The 20,258-nt window shown below is 64.4% G+C and carries 22 protein-coding genes; 10 read left to right on the forward strand and 12 right to left on the reverse strand.

What is annotated here, in order from left to right:
- The first annotated feature begins 95 nt into the window (after nucleotides 1–95).
- Nucleotides 96–398, forward strand: a complete 303-nt coding sequence (locus DEIDE_RS05675; RefSeq protein ID WP_012692994.1) for a hypothetical protein — start codon at nucleotides 96–98, stop codon at nucleotides 396–398.
- Here the strand turns inward: DEIDE_RS05675 and DEIDE_RS05680 are convergent.
- The 3 genes from DEIDE_RS05680 to DEIDE_RS05690 all read right to left on the reverse strand — a co-directional run bounded on the left by DEIDE_RS05680 (nucleotide 395) and on the right by DEIDE_RS05690 (nucleotide 2,143).
- Nucleotides 395–1,153 (reverse strand): RluA family pseudouridine synthase, encoded by a 759-nt coding sequence (locus tag DEIDE_RS05680; RefSeq protein WP_012692995.1) that lies wholly within the window; start codon nucleotides 1,151–1,153, stop codon nucleotides 395–397. The genes DEIDE_RS05675 and DEIDE_RS05680 overlap by 4 nt on opposite strands.
- Entirely contained in the window at nucleotides 1,150–1,728 is a 579-nt protein-coding gene (locus DEIDE_RS05685; protein ID WP_012692996.1) for an NADPH-dependent FMN reductase, read from the reverse strand. The genes DEIDE_RS05680 and DEIDE_RS05685 overlap by 4 nt, the downstream gene beginning before the upstream one ends.
- A gap of 130 nt (nucleotides 1,729–1,858) precedes the next feature.
- Nucleotides 1,859–2,143 carry a cold-shock protein gene (locus DEIDE_RS05690; protein ID WP_012692997.1) on the reverse strand — a complete coding sequence of 95 codons (285 nt, stop codon included), beginning with the start codon at nucleotides 2,141–2,143 and terminating at the stop codon, nucleotides 1,859–1,861.
- Nucleotides 2,144–2,509: 366 nt separating this feature from the next.
- On the opposite strand from DEIDE_RS05690, the gene DEIDE_RS05695 reads away from it, so the two are divergent.
- On the forward strand, nucleotides 2,510–3,115 hold the full coding sequence (locus tag DEIDE_RS05695) for a gamma carbonic anhydrase family protein (protein WP_012692998.1): 606 nt from the start codon (nucleotides 2,510–2,512) through the stop codon (nucleotides 3,113–3,115).
- On the forward strand, nucleotides 3,112–3,966 hold the full coding sequence (locus tag DEIDE_RS05700) for a hypothetical protein (protein WP_012692999.1): 855 nt from the start codon (nucleotides 3,112–3,114) through the stop codon (nucleotides 3,964–3,966). Before DEIDE_RS05695 ends, DEIDE_RS05700 begins: the two co-directional genes overlap by 4 nt.
- A 313-nt stretch (nucleotides 3,967–4,279) precedes the next feature.
- Here the strand turns inward: DEIDE_RS05700 and recG are convergent, their stop codons facing one another.
- The 3 genes from recG to DEIDE_RS05715 form a co-directional block, all read right to left on the reverse strand.
- Entirely contained in the window at nucleotides 4,280–6,622 is a 2,343-nt protein-coding gene (gene recG, locus DEIDE_RS05705; protein ID WP_012693000.1) for an ATP-dependent DNA helicase RecG, read from the reverse strand.
- A gap of 454 nt (nucleotides 6,623–7,076) precedes the next feature.
- A complete protein-coding gene (locus DEIDE_RS05710; protein WP_012693001.1) occupies nucleotides 7,077–8,015 on the reverse strand; it encodes a DUF808 domain-containing protein in 939 nt (312 codons plus the stop codon).
- A 177-nt stretch (nucleotides 8,016–8,192) separates the two neighbouring features.
- Entirely contained in the window at nucleotides 8,193–9,596 is a 1,404-nt protein-coding gene (locus DEIDE_RS05715) for an MFS transporter (RefSeq protein ID WP_012693002.1), read from the reverse strand.
- A gap of 78 nt (nucleotides 9,597–9,674) precedes the next feature.
- Here DEIDE_RS05715 and DEIDE_RS05720 point away from each other — a divergent pair, with 78 nt between their 5' ends.
- A complete protein-coding gene (locus tag DEIDE_RS05720) occupies nucleotides 9,675–10,670 on the forward strand; it encodes an aldo/keto reductase (RefSeq protein ID WP_012693003.1) in 996 nt (331 codons plus the stop codon).
- A 124-nt stretch (nucleotides 10,671–10,794) separates the two neighbouring features.
- Here DEIDE_RS05720 and DEIDE_RS05725 read toward each other — a convergent pair whose 3' ends face one another.
- Together DEIDE_RS05725 and DEIDE_RS05730 are read right to left on the reverse strand one after the other, a co-directional pair.
- Nucleotides 10,795–11,268, reverse strand: coding sequence for a MaoC family dehydratase (locus DEIDE_RS05725; protein ID WP_012693004.1), 474 nt, complete (start codon nucleotides 11,266–11,268; stop codon nucleotides 10,795–10,797).
- Nucleotides 11,265–12,164 (reverse strand): HpcH/HpaI aldolase/citrate lyase family protein, encoded by a 900-nt coding sequence (locus tag DEIDE_RS05730; protein ID WP_012693005.1) that lies wholly within the window; start codon nucleotides 12,162–12,164, stop codon nucleotides 11,265–11,267. Before DEIDE_RS05730 ends, DEIDE_RS05725 begins: the two co-directional genes overlap by 4 nt.
- Before the next feature lie 211 nt (nucleotides 12,165–12,375).
- Here DEIDE_RS05730 and aspS point away from each other — a divergent pair, with 211 nt between their 5' ends.
- Together aspS and DEIDE_RS05740 are read left to right on the forward strand one after the other, a co-directional pair.
- The gene (gene aspS / locus DEIDE_RS05735; RefSeq protein ID WP_012693006.1) at nucleotides 12,376–13,665 is read left to right on the forward strand and encodes an aspartate--tRNA(Asn) ligase; all 1,290 of its coding nucleotides are present in this window, start codon (nucleotides 12,376–12,378) and stop codon (nucleotides 13,663–13,665) included.
- 109 nt (nucleotides 13,666–13,774) lie between these two features.
- The gene (locus DEIDE_RS05740) at nucleotides 13,775–14,515 is read left to right on the forward strand and encodes an alpha/beta hydrolase family protein (RefSeq protein ID WP_012693007.1); all 741 of its coding nucleotides are present in this window, start codon (nucleotides 13,775–13,777) and stop codon (nucleotides 14,513–14,515) included.
- A 68-nt stretch (nucleotides 14,516–14,583) separates the two neighbouring features.
- On the opposite strand, the gene DEIDE_RS05745 is transcribed toward DEIDE_RS05740, so the two are convergent.
- From DEIDE_RS05745 to DEIDE_RS05755, 3 genes are all read right to left on the reverse strand, one after another.
- Nucleotides 14,584–15,285 (reverse strand): spermidine synthase, encoded by a 702-nt coding sequence (locus DEIDE_RS05745; RefSeq protein ID WP_012693008.1) that lies wholly within the window; start codon nucleotides 15,283–15,285, stop codon nucleotides 14,584–14,586.
- A 64-nt stretch (nucleotides 15,286–15,349) separates the two neighbouring features.
- On the reverse strand, nucleotides 15,350–15,880 hold the full coding sequence (locus DEIDE_RS05750; RefSeq protein WP_012693009.1) for a chromate transporter: 531 nt from the start codon (nucleotides 15,878–15,880) through the stop codon (nucleotides 15,350–15,352).
- Nucleotides 15,880–16,473: a chromate transporter gene (locus tag DEIDE_RS05755; RefSeq protein ID WP_012693010.1), complete on the reverse strand. Its 594-nt coding sequence runs from the start codon at nucleotides 16,471–16,473 to the stop codon at nucleotides 15,880–15,882. Before DEIDE_RS05755 ends, DEIDE_RS05750 begins: the two co-directional genes overlap by 1 nt.
- 179 nt (nucleotides 16,474–16,652) lie before the next feature.
- Here DEIDE_RS05755 and DEIDE_RS05760 point away from each other — a divergent pair, with 179 nt between their 5' ends.
- From DEIDE_RS05760 to DEIDE_RS05775, 4 genes are read left to right on the forward strand one after another with little or no spacing between them, the layout of a single operon-like run.
- A complete protein-coding gene (locus DEIDE_RS05760; protein WP_012693011.1) occupies nucleotides 16,653–17,654 on the forward strand; it encodes an ABC transporter ATP-binding protein in 1,002 nt (333 codons plus the stop codon).
- The gene (locus DEIDE_RS05765; RefSeq protein ID WP_012693012.1) at nucleotides 17,651–18,454 is read left to right on the forward strand and encodes an ABC transporter permease; all 804 of its coding nucleotides are present in this window, start codon (nucleotides 17,651–17,653) and stop codon (nucleotides 18,452–18,454) included. The genes DEIDE_RS05760 and DEIDE_RS05765 overlap by 4 nt, the downstream gene beginning before the upstream one ends.
- Nucleotides 18,451–19,239 carry an ABC transporter permease gene (locus DEIDE_RS05770; RefSeq protein WP_012693013.1) on the forward strand — a complete coding sequence of 263 codons (789 nt, stop codon included), beginning with the start codon at nucleotides 18,451–18,453 and terminating at the stop codon, nucleotides 19,237–19,239. The genes DEIDE_RS05765 and DEIDE_RS05770 overlap by 4 nt, the downstream gene beginning before the upstream one ends.
- Nucleotides 19,239–19,766, forward strand: coding sequence for a hypothetical protein (locus DEIDE_RS05775; protein ID WP_012693014.1), 528 nt, complete (start codon nucleotides 19,239–19,241; stop codon nucleotides 19,764–19,766). Before DEIDE_RS05770 ends, DEIDE_RS05775 begins: the two co-directional genes overlap by 1 nt.
- 9 nt (nucleotides 19,767–19,775) lie before the next feature.
- On the opposite strand, the gene pcaC is transcribed toward DEIDE_RS05775, so the two are convergent.
- Nucleotides 19,776–20,174 carry a 4-carboxymuconolactone decarboxylase gene (pcaC, locus tag DEIDE_RS05780; protein WP_012693015.1) on the reverse strand — a complete coding sequence of 133 codons (399 nt, stop codon included), beginning with the start codon at nucleotides 20,172–20,174 and terminating at the stop codon, nucleotides 19,776–19,778.
- Between the last annotated feature and the right edge of the window lie 84 nt (nucleotides 20,175–20,258).

A 20,258-nucleotide genomic window follows, 5' to 3' on the forward strand; every position in this document is an offset into this window, starting at 1 on the left:
CAAGTATATGCTGCACATTTACCGCCTCTTTACTTGTTTAAGAGCCTGTGGCGTGAATAGCAGTTCAGTTCCGCCGGGTCGGGTCAGACTGCCGCATGACTGCTGCACTGAATCTTGAAGACGCCCTGGCCTCTTTCCGTTCGGCTTTTACTTACAGCCATCCTGAGGGCCTGACCATTACTCCACACATCGACGGCAAGGTTCTGCGGGTGGAGGTTCGCAATCAGGACATTGACGCCCTGCGTGGCTTTGACGTCGTTGCCGAGCCTCTGGAAACCGAGCACCGCAGCGCTGCGCAGCTTGGCGAGGATGTGGCGCGCGTGGTGGAACAGGAACTGATGTACGGTCAGCTGCCGGCGGTCGCTGAGGGAGGAGCCTTCCGGCGCATCGTCGTCTAAGGCGGTCCCTCCCCGGCCAGCGAATCCCAGTACGCCTGCAGGTCCCGGGCCAGTGGCACTTCGACACTCATCTGTGCTCCGTCCCAGGAAAAGGCGATGCGTGCTGCATGCAGGGCCTGGCGGGGCAGCCCCAGACGTTCGGTAAGGGCTGGGGTCTGACCCGTTTCCATAAAGTCCAGAAAAGCCTGTGGGTCACGGCCGTAAATTTTGTCTCCGACCATCGGCAGTCCCAGATGATGCAGGTGGGCCCGGATCTGATGAAGCCGCCCCGAGCGGGGATAGGCCTCGATCAGGCTGTGTCCGGCGCGCCGGTCGACTACCTGGAAATCCGTCACTGCTGCCCGGCCGTCCGGGACGACCGCCTGACGAATGGTGACCCGGTTGGCTCCGCCCAGCCCCAGGTCACCCAGGGGGGCATCCAGGGTGTAGCGCTCCCATGTGGGATTGCCATGGACGATGGCCAGATAGGTTTTTCCGACCAGATGAGTCTTGAACAGAGTGAAGAACCGCCGGGCCGCATCCGAGTCCCGTGAAAGGATCTGCGCGCCGCTGGTTTCCCGGTCCAGCCGGTGGGGTGGAGCGAGATCAGGTTCACCAGTTTCAGTCTGCATGTAGGTCAGGACATCAGGAACATCAATCCGTGCACGCACCGGGTGCGTCAGCCACAGGGCTGGCTTGTGCACCACATAGAAATCAGGATGTTCGACAATCACCCGCGGCTTGCCGGGCGGAGGCAGCAGAGGCGCGCGCGTCACAGTTCCCAGGTGCTCTGGTAGGGGCGGCCCGACAGACGTGAGGACAGATCAATGCTGCGCTCAACCGTACGGGACAGCCTCTCCCGCAGCCAGGCACCAGGCTGAGCGGGGGCGTCCCAGTGGGTGGACGTCGCGTAGACAAAATGAGGGTTGATCACGCACTTGAAATCGAACATCAGGCCTGCGGCAAAGGCCGAGTGGCTCAGCCAACCGTGGTCGAGGCCGCCTGAGACCAGGAAGGTAACCGGCTGGTCGAACCAGGCTCCGTGGAGGCCACGTTCCTGATCGGTGCTTCCGGTGAGTTCGACCAGGGCCTTGGCGCCGGATCCTATCCCCCAGTTGTAGACCGGCACCCCCAGAAAGACGCCGTCGGCTCCCCGGATAGCGTCGTGATACTGCCGGGCATGGGGATGGGTGTAGCACGTCACATTGTCGAACGGCGGCAGTGGAGTTGACCTCAGGTCCAAGTGAGTTACCTGATGTCCCAGACCCACCAGTTGAGCGGCTGCCAGGTCGCACAGCCAGGCACTGCGGCTCTCCGGATCCAGGCTGGTCGAAAGCACCGTGAACTTCATGCCGGGCAGGCTAGCGCGACCTGAGTGTTCAGTCCTGAAGACAACAAAACAAGGTGGGCACTAAGAAGCGCCCACCTGAACTTTTCATGTTACGGTACTGCGTCGAACTGGTTTCCGCGCGAAGCGGAAATTACCAGCGGCTGCCGCCGCGGTTGCCGCCCATGCCGCCGCCGTTTCCATTGTTGCCGCCCATAGGTGCAGGCGCAGCGTTGGTCACCACAACGTTCTTGGCCTGGGGGCCTTTGTTGCCCTGGCCGGACTCGACTTCAAACTCAACTTCGTCGCCTTCGTTCAGCTTGCGAAAACCGCCGCTCTGGATGGCGCTGTAGTGCACGAACACGTCGGGGTTACCGGGATGTTCGATAAAGCCATAACCTTTCTCAACGTTAAACCACTTTACTCGACCTTGAGCCATAACTCTCCTTGCATCTCGTAACCTCGACGCTCAGTCACCCACCCTCTGGGTCGGAACCGCGATATAGCGCGTGGCTTGAGACGTAAAAAGTATCGCATGTTCTCATGCGGAAGGATGCGAATTATGACCTTCAGCTAAAGGCCTTCAGTACTGGTGCCAGGCCAGATTCCATTACAGTCATCACAAACCTGGACAGGGTTTCCCGCCATCGGCGGGGGATCATCTATGTATGTACAGTCTCTCCTGGACTGCATGCTAATCTGCGCATAGATCAACACGCTGCTGCCTCTCTGTCAGGACCGCTCCCCGGATCCCACAAGGACCCACGCGACCAGGCCGGTGGCACCCAGCACACGGAGGAAAGGCATGCCGCGCTACGCCCTGGAAGGGCACGTCCCGGAAATTCACGCGACGGCGTTTATCGCCCCAAGTGCCGATGTTATCGGTCAGGTCACTGTGGCTGAAGGAGCCAGTGTGTGGTTTGGTGTGGTGCTGCGCGGTGATCTGGAAGCGATCGAGATCGGTCCTGGATGCAACGTCCAGGACGGCGCAGTGTTACACACAGACGCCGGCTGGCCCTGTGTGCTGACTGAACGCGTGACGGTAGGCCACCGGGCCATCGTTCACGGCGCGAGCTGCGGCCCAGGCAGTCTGGTGGGTATGGGCGCCGTGATGCTCAGTGGCTCCAGCCTGGGTGCCGGAGCCATGCTGGGTGCCGGTGCGGTCCTGCCGGAGGGTGTACATGTGCCCGACGGAATGCTGGCTGTGGGTGTTCCGGCCCGCGTCGTGCGGCCCGCTCCGTCTACCGGGAACGCAGCCCGTTACGTCAGGAATGCGGCCCGCTTCAACGATCATCTGCGGCGTCTGCCTGAGCCCGGTATAGCCGAGTATCACGGTGAGCAAAAGAACGACACGATTGAGAACGGTCGGGTCGAACAGACACTGGAACTGGCTGGCGTGGAGCACCGGTGAGCAGGAGTCTGTCCTCGCCGCTTCCAGGGGGTGACGGTGCCGAGCGCCGCCCGGCGCCAACCCCCGAGGTGCCGGAGGATCTGGCTGAGCTGATTCCTGAACTGACTCCGATGTTTCCAGGAACTGCACCATTCCTGGCCCGGTTTCTCCCGCAGGCTACTCCCGCGCATCTGGGCCTGAACCAGCTGTTCTGCGACCTGCACGCTTTTTTGAAGTGTCTGCACGAGCAGAGCTGGTATGGGTACCTGCACGCTTCGCTTGGTGACCAGAGCGCATACGTTCTGCTGTATGAAGGGCGTACGGTGACAGCTGCGGCGGCGAGCGCCACGGGTGAGCAGGCGCTGGGAGAACTGCTCAATCTGTACGAGCAGGGAGCTGCCCTGGCCGCGTACCCGTTGCCAGCGACTCTGGCCCATGTGCTGAGCGGGGTTGGCTCGCGGGCCTGGAAATTCAATCTGACCGAGGACTTTACCGGGCTGCATGCCCGTCCTACCGGCGCAATTTTCTATGCTCGCGGTGAGATTGTCGCGACCATGGCGGCCACCCTGCCCTATGAGGGCGCCTTCCCCGCTCCGTTGAGGCCGCAGACCCTGATTCTGCCCCGGAGTCTGGCTGGCTGGGCTCACCATCACTACACGTTGACTCTGCGGGGCCGCGACGCCCTGAACGCTATTACTGGCATTCACCAGAGCTTCCGGACTCAGCATGGCCAGGCGGGACTGGCTTTCCTGCGTGCGCTTGGCGATAAACTTTCGCCTGCCGAATATGCGATGCGCTCTGACGTGGCCCTGCATGATCTGGAGCCGATGGTGCAGGACTTTCTGCGAACTGGCTGCGTCCGCGAACACTGATTACAGTTTTTTTGAGGCTGGTAAATCCGGGACTGCCTGGGGGCATGACCGTGCCCTCTCAGCTTTCGCATTGATATCTAAAATTGGTCGCACCTGTACGTGCTCTTGAGCCCGGCGCTATCAGGCCGGATAAACCGGGTCAGTGCGCTTTTAAAACAAAAGGAAGGGCCGACCCACGCTGGAGTCAGCCTCCCGGCGCACATAGACTTCACCCGGCCCATGCTTTGAATTGTTGCGCTGATGCTTTTACTTTAACTGAATGGTGTCACGGTGTTGTCACATGTAGTGATACGCGCTGCCTGATCGTGTGGTATCAGATCACTTCCCGGAAGGCCACGCTGTGACTGCGGCTTTGTAACTCGGCACGCAGATACTGCAGCCGGGGGTGCTCCAGCCGGGGGTCATGCGCCAGGATGTGCTTGGCCAGTTCGCGGGCCTGCTCGATGATGGACGTGTCGTTGGCCAGGTCAGCCAGGCGCAGATCCGGAATCCCGCTTTGCCGGGTGCCGCGGATTTCACCCGGGCCGCGCAGCTTGAGGTCGGCCTCGGCAATGACAAAGCCGTCGGTGCTGCCTTCGATGATGCCCAGACGCTGCCGGGTTTTCTTACTGTGTTCGCCGGCGATCAGTACGCAGTAACTCTGCGCGCTGCCTCGTCCTACGCGTCCACGCAACTGATGAAGCTGCGCGAGCCCGAAGCGTTCGGCATTCTCAATCACCATGACCGTGGCGTTCGGAACGTCCACGCCTACCTCAATGACTGTGGTGGACACCAGCAGATCGAATTCACGTGCCCGGAAGCGCTCCATGACGTGATCCTTCTCCGCGGCGCTCATACGGCCATGAAGCAGGTCGATACGCGCCTCCGGCAGGATGGTTTTCAGGTCGTCGGCCAGCTGGGTGGCGGCCAGCAGTTCCAGGTTCTCGTTCTCGTCGATCAGGGCCGTGACCACGAAAGCCTGCCGCCCTTCGCGGATCTGGCGCATGACAAAACCATATGCCTGCGTGCGGTGGGTGTCCTGAATCAGTTTGGTTTCGATCGGCGTGCGGCCGGGCGGCATCTCGTCAATAACGGACAGTTCCAGGTCGCCGTAGGCAGTCAGCGCCAGGCTCCGCGGGATAGGTGTGGCCGACATGACCAGCACGTCCGGCCGGCCGGCCAGCAGCTTGCGGCGCTGCTGAACGCCAAAGCGGTGCTCTTCATCGATGACGGCCAGACCCAGGTTGTCGAACTGGACATTTTCCTGAATCAGCGCCTGGGTGCCCACCACCACGTCCACCTCGCCCCGGGCGATTCGGGTCTGCATCTCCAGCTTCTGCTTAGCCGCCATGGCTCCGATCAACAGGCCGACGCGCACGTCCAGCTGATTCAGGTACCCCACGAGATTGTTGTAGTGCTGCCGCGCCAGGATCTCGGTGGGGGCCATCAGGGCGCCCTGGTAGCCATCGCGCACCGCCAGATACAGCGCACAGGCCGCCACAGCCGTCTTGCCGCTGCCCACGTCACCCTGCACCAGCCGGGCCATCTGCCGCTCGGAGCGCATGTCGTCCGTAATTTCCAGCAGGACCCGCCGCTGTGCATTGGTCATGCGGAAGGGGAGGACAGACTCAAAGCGCTCGATATCGTCGCCCCTGGCCTCGAAGCGTTTGCCCTGCAATACGGCGTCTTCACCCTGGAGGAGCATGCGCAGTTCCAGAAACAGATACTCGTCGAAGCGCAGCCGTGCGTTGGCCCGGGAAAGCTGAGCCTCGTCAGCCGGGAAGTGAATGCCCCACAGGGCGTCGCTCAGATCGGTGATTCCATATTTCTGACGCCAGTGGGCCGGCAGGTAATCGTCGAGCGGGACCGACTGCAAAGACCGGAAGGCGGCGCGGCGCAGGAACTCCTGCGAGATGCCCTCCTTGCTGTCATACACGCCCACGATGCGCCCGGTACTGAGCGAATCCTGGGCACCGTCCACCGTTTCCAGGTGCTCGACGCCCAGCTGCACGTTGCGGCCGAAGCGCTTGACCCGCCCGGTCAGCACCAGGCGTGCGCCCTCACGCAGCTGCCGCTCTACCCAGGGCTGGTTGAACCAGGTTGCTTTGACCCTGCCGCCCGAAGGCGTTTCGAGCGTCACTTCAATGACGAGCATGCCGGGCCGTGGGCTCCGCCTTGACTTGGCCACCACGGTGCCCTCGACCGTGACTTTCTGGCCTTCTTCCACCTCGGCCAGATCGGGGAGGGCGCGGCGGTCCTCGTGGCGGTGAGGATAGGCGTGAAGCACGTCCCGCAGCGTATGCAGTCCCAGCGAGGTCAGTTTGCGCGCGCCGCCGGGGCCAGTATCCAGGCGCGAGACCTCGGCGTCCGGAGGCAGTCGCTCTCCGGAGACCGCTGGTGGAGGAGCCACACGTGCTGCCGGTCGGATCGGCCGTTTTTCAGGCTGGGAAGTGGGCTCAAGCAGTGCCAGGGCGGATTTCAGCGCGGCTTCACGCTTGGCCGGCTCCAGGGACCCATACCCACCAAGCACTTCCCTGACCTGCGGAAAAGGATTGCCCAGCGGAGAGGCCAGCAGTTTCTCGACGCCGCCGGCCACTACCCGGTTCTGACAACCGGCGGCCAGCTCCGCCGCGAGGGGCCGCCTGAGTCGCTCGCGTAGTTCTGCCACCGTCGCCATTCCTCCCCGAGGCTAACAGAGCGCGGCCGAGCAATCCGTGAGGAATGACTTCCGCAGGGGGAGAGAGTTGCCCAGTTGGTCCCGCGGCCCGCTGGTGGCTTCCAGTGGTCAGCTCCTTACCTCTACCTTGTGGACAGTCTCTTGAAAGGAAGCTCCTTTCGGACCTGGCAAGGTTGCGCAAACATGTAGGGGCGTGATGAGCCCACAGGGCAAAAGTAGAATCTGCCTCCTCACCCTTCAGATTCCCGATCTGCCGGTTGCTATCCCTCGCGCTTGCCGGTGGGTTTGAGCTGAGCCCTGCGCCGGCGCACCACCATCAGTGAAACGTGCCGCCGGAATGTCCAGCGGCACGTCTGTTGGTGAGACTTCTGGCACAGGTACCCGCTTTATGGCATTCGGACATCAACGCTGGGCCTGAAGCTCTCAGACGGAGGACGCCCATCCTGCACCGCGGTCAGTGCTTTTGTTTTTTGGGAAGCACGTGCATCAGCGCGACAATCGGAGCACCGATCAACAGGCCGGCAGCGCCGGATCCGAGGGTCTCAACAAGCCATTCGACCAGGCCGTGGGCTGCCGGGACAGCGTGACCAGCGGCCACGGCGTCCTCATGAAGCGCGTGCGCCAGTTCACCGAATCCGAAGGTCTCCAACCCGGCCAGGATGATATGTCCGCCGACCCACAGCATGGCAACGGTGCCGATAATGGACAGCGCGCTCAGGATAATCGGCATGGCCTTGACCAGTCCCCGGCCCAGCGCCTGACTGGCTCCGTTAGCCCCATTGGCCAGCCGCAGGCCGATGTCGTCCATCTTGACGATCAATCCCACCACTCCGTACACCAGCAGAGTAATGGCAAATGCAACGACAATCAGAATCAACGTGCGGGACACGAAGCCTTCAGTGGCCACCTCTGCCAGTGAAATCGCCATGATCTCGGCAGACAGGATGAAGTCAGTCCGGATGGCACCTGCGATCATCTGTTCTTCGTGGGCCTCACTACTCAGAAGAACGGGTTGATCGCTCTGCTCGTCGTGATGTCCACCGACGGCTTCGTACAGCTTTTCAGCGCCCTCGTAGCACAGGTAGGCGCCGCCCAGCATCAGGATCGGGGCGATAGCCCACGGCAGGAACTGGCTGAGCAGCAGAGCGGTCGGCAGAATAAACAGCAACTTGTTGCGCAGCGAACCCCTGGCAATACGCCAGATGATCGGCAGTTCGCGCTGAGGCAAAAATCCGGCCACGTACCGTGGTGTGACAGCCGCGTCATCGACCACCACTCCGACGGCTTTGGTGCCCGCCTTGGCCGCGGCAGCCCCGATATCGTCAATCGAGGAAGCGGCAATCTTGGCAATAGCAGCCACGTCATCGAGAAGCGCGACCAGCCCGCCACTCATCGGCTGAGCTCCGGAGTCTGTTGCAGGTGACCGCACCGCTCAGCGCATGCAGGCCACCAGGTTGGGGCAGCGGAGAATCGTTGCCCACACAGGGGGCTGCAGGGGTCAGGGAAGTGCCATACGGCCATCAGGCCCACAGAGTAGCAATCCAGGGCGGTGACCGGAGCCAATCTGTTGTTAAGAGCCGCTCTGTTGTGACGTGCCCTCAGGCGCGGCTGGAAGCGTGGAAGGCCCAACCCTCAGGCACAGAGCAAGCGCGACCGCCGCCAGGACGCCCGCCAGAATGTAAGCACGGCGCAGTCCCTCAGCCAGTTCGGAGCCCCCAGTCACAATGGCCTCTGCGCCGATGAGCAGGGCCATCAGTGCCACTCCCAGGGCGCCGCCCATCTGACGGGCAAACAGAACGCCACTGGTCACGGCGCCCAGTTCCTTGCGAGCGCTGCTTTCCTGCGCAGCCAGCAGCAGGCTGAGCATGGCAAATCCCATTCCGGTCCCCACGGCGAATCCCAGAACGCTTGTGACCCACAGTGGCGCGTGGACCGCGAAGACCAGGGCTGAGAACATCACGACCAGGACCACAAAGCCGCTCTGGGCAATGCGTATCAGAGGCACCGTCTTGACCAGCCTGCCCGTCAGGATGGCGGTCAGGGTCCAACCCACCAGCATGGGTGTAAGGATCGCGCCGGCCGCTGTAGCACCACCACCAGAAACCCCCTGCGCGTACAGCGGCAGGTAGGCAATGATCCCGAAATAGGCCGCGCCGCCCAGCATGTTGCCCGCAAACGCGACCCTTGGCAGCCGCTGCCGCAGAGCGCGCATGGGCAGCAACGGGTCCGGGTGCCGGCGTTCCACAGTGATTGCGGCACCCAGGGTGACCAGCCCCAGACCCACCAGCAGCCAGTGCCGCTGCTCAAGTCCCCAGACCACCAGACCGCTTCCCAGCGTGAACAGCGCCGCACCCGCCCAGTCGAGCCGTGCGGGGCGGGGCTGACCGGTCTCCGGGAGAAAGCGCAGGGCCAGCAGCAGGGCTGCCACGCCAAACGGCAGGCTGGCATAGAACGTCCATCGCCACGACAGTGTTTCGGTCAGCCAGCCGCCCAACAGTGGACCCAGCAGCCCCGAGACTCCCCACACGCCTGAGATCACCGCCTGCACCCGGCCCCGTTCGGCCAGGGTATACAGCTCTCCGACCATGGTCAGGGTCAGCGGAAGCAGGCCCCCAGCCCCCAGGCCCTGCACCGCGCGGGCAGCCACCAGGGTCACCATGCTGTCGCTCATACCGCACAGGGCGCTGCCCACCAGAAAGATGACGACACCCAGCAGATACAGCCGCCGCCGTCCCACCAGATCCGAGCCTCGACCCCACAGCGGGCTGGAGACAGTGCTGAACAGCAGGTACACCGCAAACGGAAGGGCATACAGCTGTTCACCACCCAGGTCGCTGATCACGCTGGGCATAGCGGTGGCCACCACGCTGGCCTCCAGGGCCGCCAGAAAAACACCAACCACCAGTCCGGCTGTGGCCAGCCGCCGCACCTGCGGAGAAAACGAGGGGGGAGCTGTTGGGGTGGGTGGCGTCACGCACGCAGCCTACTGCCAGGATTGAATGAAGATCACGGCGGCTGGCTTCACGGCGTCTGAATCGTTACAGTAGGGAATATGACTTCTGAACAGCAGTCCCTCCACCAACGTCCCCTGGGCCGCACCGGTCTGAACGTCAGCGAAATCGGCTACGGCGCCTGGGGTATCGGTGCCGACATGTGGATCGGTGCCAATGACGACGACAGCCTCACGGCTCTGCGCCGGTATCTCGAACTGGGCGGTAACTTTATCGACACGGCCATGGGCTACGGCAACGGCCACAGCGAGCGTCTGGTCGGGCAGGTGGCTCGCGAATATCCCGGCACACTGGTCGCCACCAAGATCAGCCCCCTCAGCAACCAGTGGCCAGCGGCGCCCGAAACGACCGCCGAGCAGGCATTTCCCGGCGAGCACGTAATCCGCATGACCGAGGCCAGCCTGGAGCGACTCGGCCTGCCCCAGATTGACGTGCAGCAGTTCCATGTCTGGAACGATTCCTGGATCGGTCAGGGTGACTGGCAGGACGCGGTGGCACAGCTTAAACGCGACGGCAAGATCCGCCATTTCGGTATTTCTATCAACGACCATCAGCCGGACAACGCCGTCAAAGCCGTAGAAGCCGGAGTGGTGGAGACCGTCCAGGTCATCTACAACGTGTTCGACCAGTCCCCACAGGACCGCCTGCTGGACGCGTGTCAGGCCAATGGCGTGGGAGTGATCGTGCGCGTGGCCCTGGACGAAGGCAGCCTGACCGGCAACATCACGCCTGAAACCACCTTCCCCGAAGGCGACTGGCGTCACCGTTACTTCGGCGGCGACCGCAAGACCGAACTGCAGCCACGCCTGCGCGCCATCGAGGCCGACCTGGGCATTGAAACCGGTCAGCTGGCCGAGACCAGCCTGCGCTTCGTGCTGAGCCACCCTGCCGTCAGCACCGTGATCGTGGGCATGCGCAGCCTGCGCAACGTGGAGCGCAATGTCGCCATGGGGGATGGCCGTGGTCTCCCGGCCGAACAGGTGCAGAAACTGCACGCCCACCGCTGGGACCGCAACTGGTACCTGCCTGCAGAGTAAAGACCGCTCTCAGGTGGGCTGTTCTGAGCCCATGTAAGAGTTGTGCACTCAGGCTGGGAAGACGTTGGGAGTCACAGGCCTTCGTTTCCCGGCCAATTTTTATGGAATGGTCCGCCGTGTCTGGTCAGGTGGGCCGTTTTTGCATCAGGGCCGTACGCTTGCACTGAGCCACAATTTCGCCGTGCTGATTGAAGGCGCGGTGTTCGACGGTGACCACGCCCTGGCCGGGCCGCGAGCGGCTCTCTCTGGCGTCGAGCACCACCGATTCGGCCCGGATGGTGTCGCCATGAAACACGGGTTTTGGAAAAGCCACGTCGGTCAGGCCCAGGTTGGCGATCAGGGTGCCCAGGGTCAGCTCGTGCACGCTCAGGCCCACCAGCAGGCTCAGCGTGAGCAGGCTGTTGACCAGCGGCTGTCCGAACTCGGTCTGCGCGGCGTAGGCATGATCCAGATGCAGAGGCTGCGGGTTCATGGTCATGGTCGTGAACAGCACGTTGTCCGCCTCGGTCAGCGTGCGGGTGACGCGGTGACGGATCACCGTGCCCGGAGTCAGTTCCTCGAAATAGCGGCCCTGGGGGCGCTGCAGGTCCTCGTTCATACTTCCTCCGCCTGTGGGGTGATCCCCGCTGCTCCGGCCAGCACGGCCCGGGCCGCGCTCAGCATAGGCTCGTCCACCATCTGTCCTTCAAAACTGAAGGCGCCGTGTCCTCGCCTCGCGGCCTCCTGTGCGGCCTGAAGCAGCGCCCGTGCCCGCGCCAGCTGAGCCGGCGTGGCCCCGAAGATGTCGTGCGCCAGAGCGACCTGAGCCGGGTGGATACACAGTTTGCCGCTGTACCCCAGGGCCCGGCCCTGCCCGGCGTCCTCGCGGAACAGGTTCTCATTGTTCAGGGCCGTCACCACGATATCCAGCGCGGGAACCCCCGCCAGGCGGGCCGCCAGGGCGACCTGAGACCGGGCATACAACACCTCCAGACCACCAGCCGTGCGCATTCCGCCCAGATCGGTGGTGTAATCCTCCGCCCCAAAATAGGCCCAGCCCACCGCCGGGTGCTCCATGATCTCCCGGGCATTCCACACGCCGGCTCCGGTTTCCAGCCCGGCCATCAGTGGCAGGTCCAGTCCCTGCGCGCTCAGGGCGTCCGCCACCTGTTGCACGTCTCGCGCCGATTCCAGCTTTGGCACGACCACCCCGGCCAGTTCGGGGGTCAGCACCGCGAGGTCGGCCTCGAAGTAGGGGGAGTGCACTGCGTTAACCCGCAGAAAGACATTCAGGCGGGGGGCAACAGCTATCAGGTCGCGCGCCGCGTCACGGGCCACTGGCCGGGCTGCGCTCTTCGCGTCGGGGTCACCGGGAATGGCGTCTTCCAGATCGATCACCACGGCGTCAGGGGCACTGCGGGGAAGTTTGGCGATCAGATCCGCCCGGTTGCCGGGGGCGAACAGCACACTTCGTGGCCGGGGCAGCGGCGTCAAACGAACGTTCGTTACGATCACGCCTCCGAGCATACTCCGGGCAAGATGCCTAGCTTCCAGGTTTGACCGGCCCCTCCCGGCGCCGGTACACTCCTCATCATGTTCGCGGCCCTTGCCAACAACAACGATAATGATCCCCACTAGGGGACGCTTCGACGTGCAGGCCGCGCCCCCGACCCAGAACGGAGTCGGGGGTTTTTCGTACTACATCCCGCGTTACCAAGGAGACCCCATGACCGCCACAGCACTACAGCGCACCCTGACCCGCGAGCTGGCCCACTTTGAAGGCCAGACGGTGAAACTTCAAGGCTTTCTGCACGCCCGCCGCGATCTGGGGGGCGTGCAGTTTCTTGTGCTGCGCGACGTAAGCGGCATCGCTCAGTGTGTGGGCAGCGGGCTGGAGTTGCCGCTGTCGGAGAGCAGCGTCGAGGTGGTGGGCAGTGTCAAGGCGCACCCCAAGGCGCCGGGCGGCTACGAGGTGCAGGTCCAGAGCTTCCGGATCATCTCGGCAGCCACCGCTCCGACTCCGGTCGAGATCCCCAAGATGGACTGGCACGTCAACCCCGAGACCATGCTGGACTACCGGGTGGTCAGCGTGCGCGGTCTCAAGGAGCGAGCCGCACTGAAGGTCCAGGCCGAACTGGTTGCCGCTTTCCGTGACCACCTGATGACCGAAGGCTTTACAGAGATCAGTACGCCCAAGATCGTGTCGGCCGGAGCGGAGGGGGGAGCCAACCTGTTTCCCATCGATTACTTCGGACAGCCTGCCTACCTGGCCCAGAGCCCACAGCTGTACAAGCAGATCATGGTGGGTGTGTTCGAACGGGTCTTCGAGGTCGCGCCGGTCTACCGCGCCGAGGAACACGCCACCAGCCGCCACCTCAACGAGTACCTGTCGCTGGACGTCGAGATGGGCTTCATTGAGGACGAAGAGGACGTGATGGCGCTGGAAAACCGCCTGCTTGCTGCCATCATGACCCGCCTGAGGGAACGCTGCGAGACCGAGTTCAGCCTGCTGGGCGCCAGCATTCCGGACGTGCCGGCGCATATTCCGCGCATCACCCTGCTGGACGCCCGGCAGCTGGTGGGGGAGAAGTACGGCCACCCGGTCGGCGGCAAGGATCTGGACCCCGAGGCTGAGCGCCTGCTGTGCCAGCACTACGCCGAGACCGAGGGCAGTGACTTCGTGTTTGTCACCAAGTACCCCCGCGCGGCCCGGCCCTTCTACGCCCATCCTGACGAGGGCGACCTGACGCGCGGTTTTGACCTGCTGTTCCGCGGCATCGAAATCACCTCCGGCGGGCAGCGCATTCACGACCACGCCATGCTGATGGAATCCATTGCCGCCTACAAGCTCAACCCTGAGACCCTGACCGGCTACACCGAGGTCTTCAAGTACGGCATGCCGCCCCACGGAGGCTTTGCCATCGGTGCCGAGCGTCTGACCGCCAAGCTGCTGGGCATCAGCAACGTGCGCTACGCCCGCGCCTTCCCACGTGACCGTCACCGCCTGACGCCCTAAGTGCGCGGCAGGGGCGCCCGGCTGGCATCCTGTGCCGCCGGGCGCCCTTCAGATTCCCTCAAGCGGTCCGGCAAGCGGTCTGGCCAGGCGCAGTGTCAGAATCCTCGCCATGGAAGAGTTTGCGCAGTTCACGGTGGACAGTCAGCGTCTGTACGGCATGCTTCACACCCCAGACGGAACGCCGCCCGCCAGCGGCTGGCCCAGCGTGGTGCTGCTGCACGGCTTCACCGGCCACCGGGTGGAACCTCACCGGAACTTCGTGCTGTTTTCCCGCCTCCTGGCGTCCAGTGGCGTTGCCAGTCTGCGCTTCGATTTCCGGGGCAGCGGCGAATCACAGGGCGACTTCAGCGAGATGACCGTCAGCCGTGAGGTGCAGGACACCGTGGCGGCATTCGAATACATGCGCCGTCAGCCGCGTCTGGACCCGGAGCGGGTCATGCTGCTGGGGTTCAGCATGGGGGGGCTGGTGGCCTCGCTGTCGCTGGCGCAGGTGCGGCCTCATCGTCTCGCCCTGTGGGCTCCGGCCCTGCCCGAGCTATGGCTGGCACACCTGCGCGGGGGGTACGTGCCCGGGACCATCACCGACATGAACGGCTGGCCCCTGGGCCGCGAATTCCTGATGGAGGTCACCCGCGCCCGCCCGCTGGAGGCTGCTGCGGCCTGGGGAGGGGTCGCGCACGTCTTTCATGGCGACGCCGATCAGACCTGTCCGCCCCAGTGGGGCGTACGCTACGCCGAGGCCCTGGGCTGCGATGCAACGGGAATTCCAGGTGCCGGGCACACGTTCGACAGCCTGCAGGCCGTTGAACAACTGCACCGTGTGACCGCCCGCTTCTTCATGGGCGGCTGAGCGCCTGGAAGTGTTGAACGGTGCGCTTCATCCAGCCACAGGGCTGCCCTGACTTCAGCAGGACAGGGCTATTTTTTGCCGGGGCGCGTCTGCTCCGGGCTCCGGGCAATCCAGATGGTGTGCTTTGCTCCCCGGTCGCCCCTGGCGCGCGCCGTGCGGACATGAACGGTGAATCCCGCGCGGTTCAGCGCCGTCGTAAAGCGCGGTACTGCCTCGACACTCCAGACGGCCAGTACTCCGCCCGGCCTCAGAGCTGCCCGAATTGCGGCGAGGCCCTTGGGCGCATAGAGCCAGTCATTGTCCTCCTGGGTCATGCCTTCAGGACCGTTGTCCACGTCGAGCAGAATCGCGTCGAAGGCGGCAGGCTGGCGGCGGATGACGTGGGCCACGTCACCCACCTCCACGCGGGTGCGCGGGTCGGTCAGCGGATGGCCGGCGGCGCTTCCCAGCGGTCCCCGGTTCCACTCGACCACCTCTGGCACCAGTTCGGCAACCGTGACAGTCGCGTCCGCTCTCACCGACCGCAGCGCCGCTGCCAAGGTAAAGCCCATTCCCAGACCGCCCACCAGAACCTGAGCTGAGGCCCGCTCCGCGATGAGTGGGCACGCATAGGTGGCCAGCGCTTCCTCTGAGCCGTGCTGACGGCTGTTCATCAGCTCGCTCACGTAACCCGAGATCCGGATACTGAACTCATCGCCGCGCTGCCAGAGCAGCAGCTCGTCATCCGTTCCAGGAATCGGGGCACGGCCCAGCGGCACCCAGGGTTTCAACAGCGGCCATCCACAGCACTCGACATCCTGGGGAGTGTATCTGTATCAGGCCTCTGTCACGAAGTCACAGGCCCAGCAGGGCGCCGGCAGCTGCAGCGCTGACCACGACCACCGCGGCATTCAGCCGGGTGCGCCACAGCAGCACGAATGCCACCATGGCCAACAGCAGGTCGGGCCATCCTTTGACGCTACCCTGTCCAAGGACCAGGGCGCCGGCCAGCAGCACGCCTGCACCGAAGGGCAGCAGGGCGTCACGGAAGGCACTGACCCAGGGATGGGCACTGTGCCGGCGCCACAGCAGGGCAACTGCAGCGCTGATCAGGGCTGTAGGTCCATAGAACCCCAGCGTGGCGGCGCCTGCCCCGGCCCAGCCGCCTACGGCGAAACCGTAGTGGGTGACCGCCAGCATGTTGGGCCCGGGCATCACCTGTCCCAGCGCAAAGCCGTTGGCCAGGGTCTGAGCATCAATCCATCCGCGCTGACCGACCAGCACCCGCTCCATCTCGGCGATGTTGGCCCCGCCGAAACTGATCAGGCCCAGCCGCGTGAATTCGTAGAGCAGTGCCCAGAACAATTCAGGGTCGGCCGAGGTCATCAGGAGTCTCCTGAAGCGCGGCGCGGGCGATGGATAATGAGCCCGGCACTCAGCATGACCAGCAGCACCGGCAGCAGCGGCAGGCGCAGCACGCCCAGCGCCAGGAAGGTCAATGCCATGACGACCCCGCCGCCGCGGACGTCCGCGCCCACGCGGGCCACCGGCAGGGCAGCTGTCAGCATGACGCCCAGGGCAGCGCACGCGGCCCCACGCAGCGCGCTCTGCACCGGTCCCGGCAACCCGCCCGGCAGTCCCAGAGTCACTGCCGTCACGCCCAGCATGGCCGTCAGTCCGGGCAGCAGCACGCCCAGGACGGACGTCAGTGCGCCCAGGCGTCCGCACAGGCGCGCGCCGATCATAGCCGCCAGATTGACGGCGTTGGGTCCGGGAGTCAGCTGCGCCAGGGTGTAGGACTCGGCGAACTCCACGTCGGTCAGCCACCGACGCGCATTGACTGCGCGCCGGGTGTGGGCCGGCAGCCCGCCGCCAATTCCCGAAAGCGCCACACCAAAAAAGAGCTGGAACAGCGCCAGCGGGGTCGGTGGGGGAGAAGTGGTGTTCAGGGTTGCAGACGGCGCAGCGGGGCTGCTCATGCCCTGAGCCTAGGCCTGTTCTTTGCCCACTTTCCGTGACTGTGGCAGGAACACTCCGGCACACAATGAACAAAAACCCTGCCCCGGTTTTCCAGGGTGCAGCCCTCAACGAATCCATTACGCAAACTGGCCTAGCGGGAGCGCATCTGGGCGCTGGCTGACCTACCCTGAAGGCCACTATGTTGCCCCACGACGCCGCCGTTCATGTCCGCGATCTGCGCAAACAGTACGCCGTCCACGAAAAGGACCCGGGCTTCGTGGGCAGCCTGCGGGCGTTTGTGCACCGCAAAACCAGACAGGTCGAGGCCGTCAGGAGCGTGTCCTTTGACCTGGCGCCCGGAGAAGTGGTGGGCTTTCTGGGACCCAACGGCGCCGGCAAGACCACCACCCTGAAGATGCTCTCGGGCCTGCTGCATCCCTCGGGTGGTGAGGCGCGGGTGCTGGGGTTCGAGCCGCGCCGCCGGGAGACCGCCTTTCTCAAGCAGATCACGCTGGTCATGGGCCAGAAGCAGCAGCTGATCTGGGACCTGCCGGCTCTGGACAGCTTTCTGGTCAATCAGGCCATCTACGAGATTCCCGACGAGCAGTACCGCGCCACCATGCGGGAGTTCACCGAAGTCCTGGGCCTGGAAGGCATTCTGAAAAAGCAGGTGCGCAAGCTGTCGCTGGGCGAGCGCATGAAGTGTGAACTGGCTGCGGCGCTGCTGCACCGCCCGAAGATTCTGTTTCTGGACGAGCCGACCATCGGTCTGGACGTCAATATGCAGGAGGCCGTTCGCGAATTCGTTCGTGATTACAACCAGCGTTACGGCGCTACCGTTATGCTTACCAGCCATTACATGGCGGACGTCACGTCCCTGGCCCGGCGCATCCTGGTGATCGACCAGGGGCAGCTGGTGTTTGACGGCGATCTGGCCCAGCTGGCCGAGCAGGGCTCGGGAGGCAAGACCGTGCGCTTGCAGTTCCGGCAGCCGGTCAGCGGCGCACAGCTGGCCGCCTACGGCACGGTGGTGAGCAGTGACGGCCTGAGCGCCGAGCTGCGGGTCCCCCGCGCCGAGGTGAGTGCCCGCGCAGCGCGGCTGCTCTCCGACCTGGATGTGGCGGACCTCACGGTACAGGATCCGCCCATCGAGGCCGTGATGGCCGAACTGTTCGGGGCAAAGGCCGAGGTTCCGGCATGAAGTGGTTGTGGCACAAGGTCCGCGTGCTGTTCGCCACCCGTTTCGCCGAGATGGCCGAGTACCGCGCCGAGATCGTGATCTGGATGCTCTCGGGCACCCTGAGCATCGTGATGATGCTGGTCTGGATGGCGCAGGCCCAGAGCAGGCCCGACGGGACCGTCAACGGCTACGCGCCCGCCGAGTTCGCGACCTACTTCATCAGCACCTGGTTCGTGGCACAGCTGCTGGTCGTGTGGGTGGCGTGGGAGCTGGATATCGAGATCCGGCAGGGTCTGCTTTCGCCGAAACTGCTGCGTCCCATGGACCCCATGTGGCACCATTACGCCTCGCATGTCGCTGAGCGGCTGGTCCGGATCCTGCCCATGCTGGCGTTGCTGGGCCTGATGACCTGGTTCTCGGGCGCGCGGTTTAGCGGGGAACTCTGGGTCTACCCGGCGGTGCTGGGCCTCTCGGTCCTGGGATTTACCGCGCGCTTTCTATGGGAATACACCATCGGGCTGCTGGCCTTCTGGACCGAGAGCAATACCAGCTTTCAGGAGCTGGTATGGCTGGTCTACGCCGCGCTGGGCGGGATGTTTGCGCCGCTGTCCTTTTATCCGACCTGGGTGCAGGACATCGCCCGGTGGACGCCTTTTCCCTACATGCTGGGCCTGCCCGCGCAGCTGCTGGCAGGAAAGGCCACGTCCGAGCAGGCGTGGCAGGGCGCCGGTGTGCTGCTGGTCTGGCTGGTGATTTTCTGGTTTCTTCGCGCTGCAGTGTGGCGCGCCGGCCTGCGCAAGTACGGGGCGGTCGGGGCATGAGGCGGCACTTGCGCCTGATGCGCATCTTTATCGGGGCGACGGTGTCGGCACAACTGGAATACCGGGCCAACTTCCTGGGTGCGGTGCTGGCCAGCCTGGGCGAAGCCGGAGTAGCGCTGCTGGGCATCAGCCTGCTGTTCTCGCAGCCAGGGGTGCAGGGGGTCGGCGGCTGGACCTACCGCGAAGCGCTGCTGGTCACAGGCTTTTTTATGCTGACTGAGGGCTTTATCAGCGTGTTCGTGCAGCCCAACATGTCCAAGATCGCGGAGACCATTCGCACCGGCAATATGGACTTCACGCTGCTCAAGCCGGTGGACGCGCAGTTCAATGTCAGCACCCGGCACCTGAACGTGCTGCGCTTTCCGGACATCCTGATCGGCCTGGGCCTGCTGCTGTACGCCTCGGCGGGTCTGACCGTCACGGTGGGCGGCGTATTGACGGCTGCTGTGCTTTACCTCTCAGCGCTGGTCATCGTGTACTGCATCTGGCTGGGCCTGTCCACCACCGCGTTCTGGTTTGTAAAGACGCAGAACGTCAGCGAGCTGTTCAATGGTGTGTTCGGGGCCGCCCGCTTCCCGGTCTCTGCCTTTCCGGTCCCGGTCCGCTTCGTACTGACCTTTGTGGTGCCGGTGGCTTTCATCACGACCGTGCCTGCTCAGGCAGTGACTGGCCAGATATCGGCCCCGATGGCCCTGGCCTCTCCGCTGGTTGCCCTGGTGCTGTGCCTGCTGACACGGCTGCTGTGGCGCAAGGCAGTCGCCAGCTACACCAGCGCGAGCAGCTGATGTGGTGGTCGCGCCGTCGCCGGGCGCCCGCTTCCCTGCCGCCGGCCGCCCTGACTCACCTGACCGAGTTACACGATGTGTTCTCTCCAGAAGACGCCCGGCAGGCAGGGAACCGCACCGGGCACGAGAAATATATGGTCGGGGATCTGCTTCGCCCCCGTCCCTGGCTGAGCCTGATGGGTTCTGCCCAGGAGCTGCCGGCGTTGCTCTGGCGCACCGAAGGTCCTGGCCTGCTGGCGCTTCTGGGCGAGGCCGGGCCCTGGGTGTACGTTCCGGATGTTGCCGCCCTGCAACGTCTGGGCCGGGCCTATGACCAACTGGTGCGGGCAGCGTGGCCGGCAGGCGGGCCAGCAGGCAGTCAGGAGGAGAGCAGCCTGCTGGCCCGCCTGCACCTTCCTGGCCCAGTATCGGAATCTGGAGGCGACAAGGCGACCCTGCTCGAACACGAGTCGGCCTTCTGGACGCTGGCTCACCAGACAGCCCGGAACCGCCAGGAAGCGTGGGCGGCTCACCGGGTCTGGCCGTAAGCGGCCGGGTTATTCCTGCTGAGCGTCGTACACCCGCTGCGCGGTGCTGAATCCGCTCAGCGCGGCAGGAACGCCGGCGTAGATCGCCACCTGATGCAGCACGTCGCTCAGGTCACGCGGGCTGACGCCGGTCTGGCGGGTGGCCCGGACGTGGCCCTCAAGTTCCCGTTCCCGGCCCAGCGCCGCCAGAATGCCCAGCGTCACCATGTGCCGCTCACGGTCGGTCAGGTTGCCCCGGCCCCACACCGCTCCCCAGGCGTATTCGGTCATGAAGCGCTGGAAATCCTGGCCAAACGGAGGTTCCCCGTCCTGAGGAGCTTGTGCATCTGGAAAGGCGCGTTCCACGTACTCGGCACCCATGATGCGGCGGCGCCTGGCCAGGCCCTGCTGAAACTGTGTGTCGTCCATCTGCCTACGGTACCGGGCCGGGCGAGCCGAGTATGATCCCATGCTTAAGCACCCCTGCTTCTGCCGGTGCCGGCGGAGTCTAGA

It is taken from the genome of Deinococcus deserti VCD115 (assembly GCF_000020685.1).
In the GTDB taxonomy this organism is placed as follows: Bacteria; Deinococcota; Deinococci; order Deinococcales; family Deinococcaceae; genus Deinococcus; species Deinococcus deserti.

Excerpts from the sequence above, each read along its gene's own strand:
- recG (WP_012693000.1), bottom strand. The coding sequence starts at position 6,622 with ATGGCGACGGTGGCAGAACTACGCGAGCGACTCAGGCGGCCCCTCGCG.
- DEIDE_RS05720 (WP_012693003.1), top strand. The coding sequence starts at position 9,675 with ATGACTTCTGAACAGCAGTCCCTCCACCAACGTCCCCTGGGCCGCACC.
- DEIDE_RS05750 (WP_012693009.1), bottom strand. The coding sequence starts at position 15,880 with ATGACCTCGGCCGACCCTGAATTGTTCTGGGCACTGCTCTACGAATTC.
- DEIDE_RS05690 (WP_012692997.1), bottom strand. The coding sequence starts at position 2,143 with ATGGCTCAAGGTCGAGTAAAGTGGTTTAACGTTGAGAAAGGTTATGGC.
- DEIDE_RS05695 (WP_012692998.1), top strand. The coding sequence starts at position 2,510 with ATGCCGCGCTACGCCCTGGAAGGGCACGTCCCGGAAATTCACGCGACG.
- DEIDE_RS05710 (WP_012693001.1), bottom strand. The coding sequence starts at position 8,015 with ATGAGTGGCGGGCTGGTCGCGCTTCTCGATGACGTGGCTGCTATTGCC.
- DEIDE_RS05725 (WP_012693004.1), bottom strand. The coding sequence starts at position 11,268 with ATGAACGAGGACCTGCAGCGCCCCCAGGGCCGCTATTTCGAGGAACTG.
- DEIDE_RS05675 (WP_012692994.1), top strand. The coding sequence starts at position 96 with ATGACTGCTGCACTGAATCTTGAAGACGCCCTGGCCTCTTTCCGTTCG.
- DEIDE_RS05770 (WP_012693013.1), top strand. The coding sequence starts at position 18,451 with ATGAGGCGGCACTTGCGCCTGATGCGCATCTTTATCGGGGCGACGGTG.
- DEIDE_RS05755 (WP_012693010.1), bottom strand. The coding sequence starts at position 16,473 with ATGAGCAGCCCCGCTGCGCCGTCTGCAACCCTGAACACCACTTCTCCC.
- aspS (WP_012693006.1), top strand. The coding sequence starts at position 12,376 with ATGACCGCCACAGCACTACAGCGCACCCTGACCCGCGAGCTGGCCCAC.
- DEIDE_RS05760 (WP_012693011.1), top strand. The coding sequence starts at position 16,653 with ATGTTGCCCCACGACGCCGCCGTTCATGTCCGCGATCTGCGCAAACAG.
- DEIDE_RS05740 (WP_012693007.1), top strand. The coding sequence starts at position 13,775 with ATGGAAGAGTTTGCGCAGTTCACGGTGGACAGTCAGCGTCTGTACGGC.
- DEIDE_RS05765 (WP_012693012.1), top strand. The coding sequence starts at position 17,651 with ATGAAGTGGTTGTGGCACAAGGTCCGCGTGCTGTTCGCCACCCGTTTC.
- pcaC (WP_012693015.1), bottom strand. The coding sequence starts at position 20,174 with ATGGACGACACACAGTTTCAGCAGGGCCTGGCCAGGCGCCGCCGCATC.
- DEIDE_RS05775 (WP_012693014.1), top strand. The coding sequence starts at position 19,239 with ATGTGGTGGTCGCGCCGTCGCCGGGCGCCCGCTTCCCTGCCGCCGGCC.
- DEIDE_RS05685 (WP_012692996.1), bottom strand. The coding sequence starts at position 1,728 with ATGAAGTTCACGGTGCTTTCGACCAGCCTGGATCCGGAGAGCCGCAGT.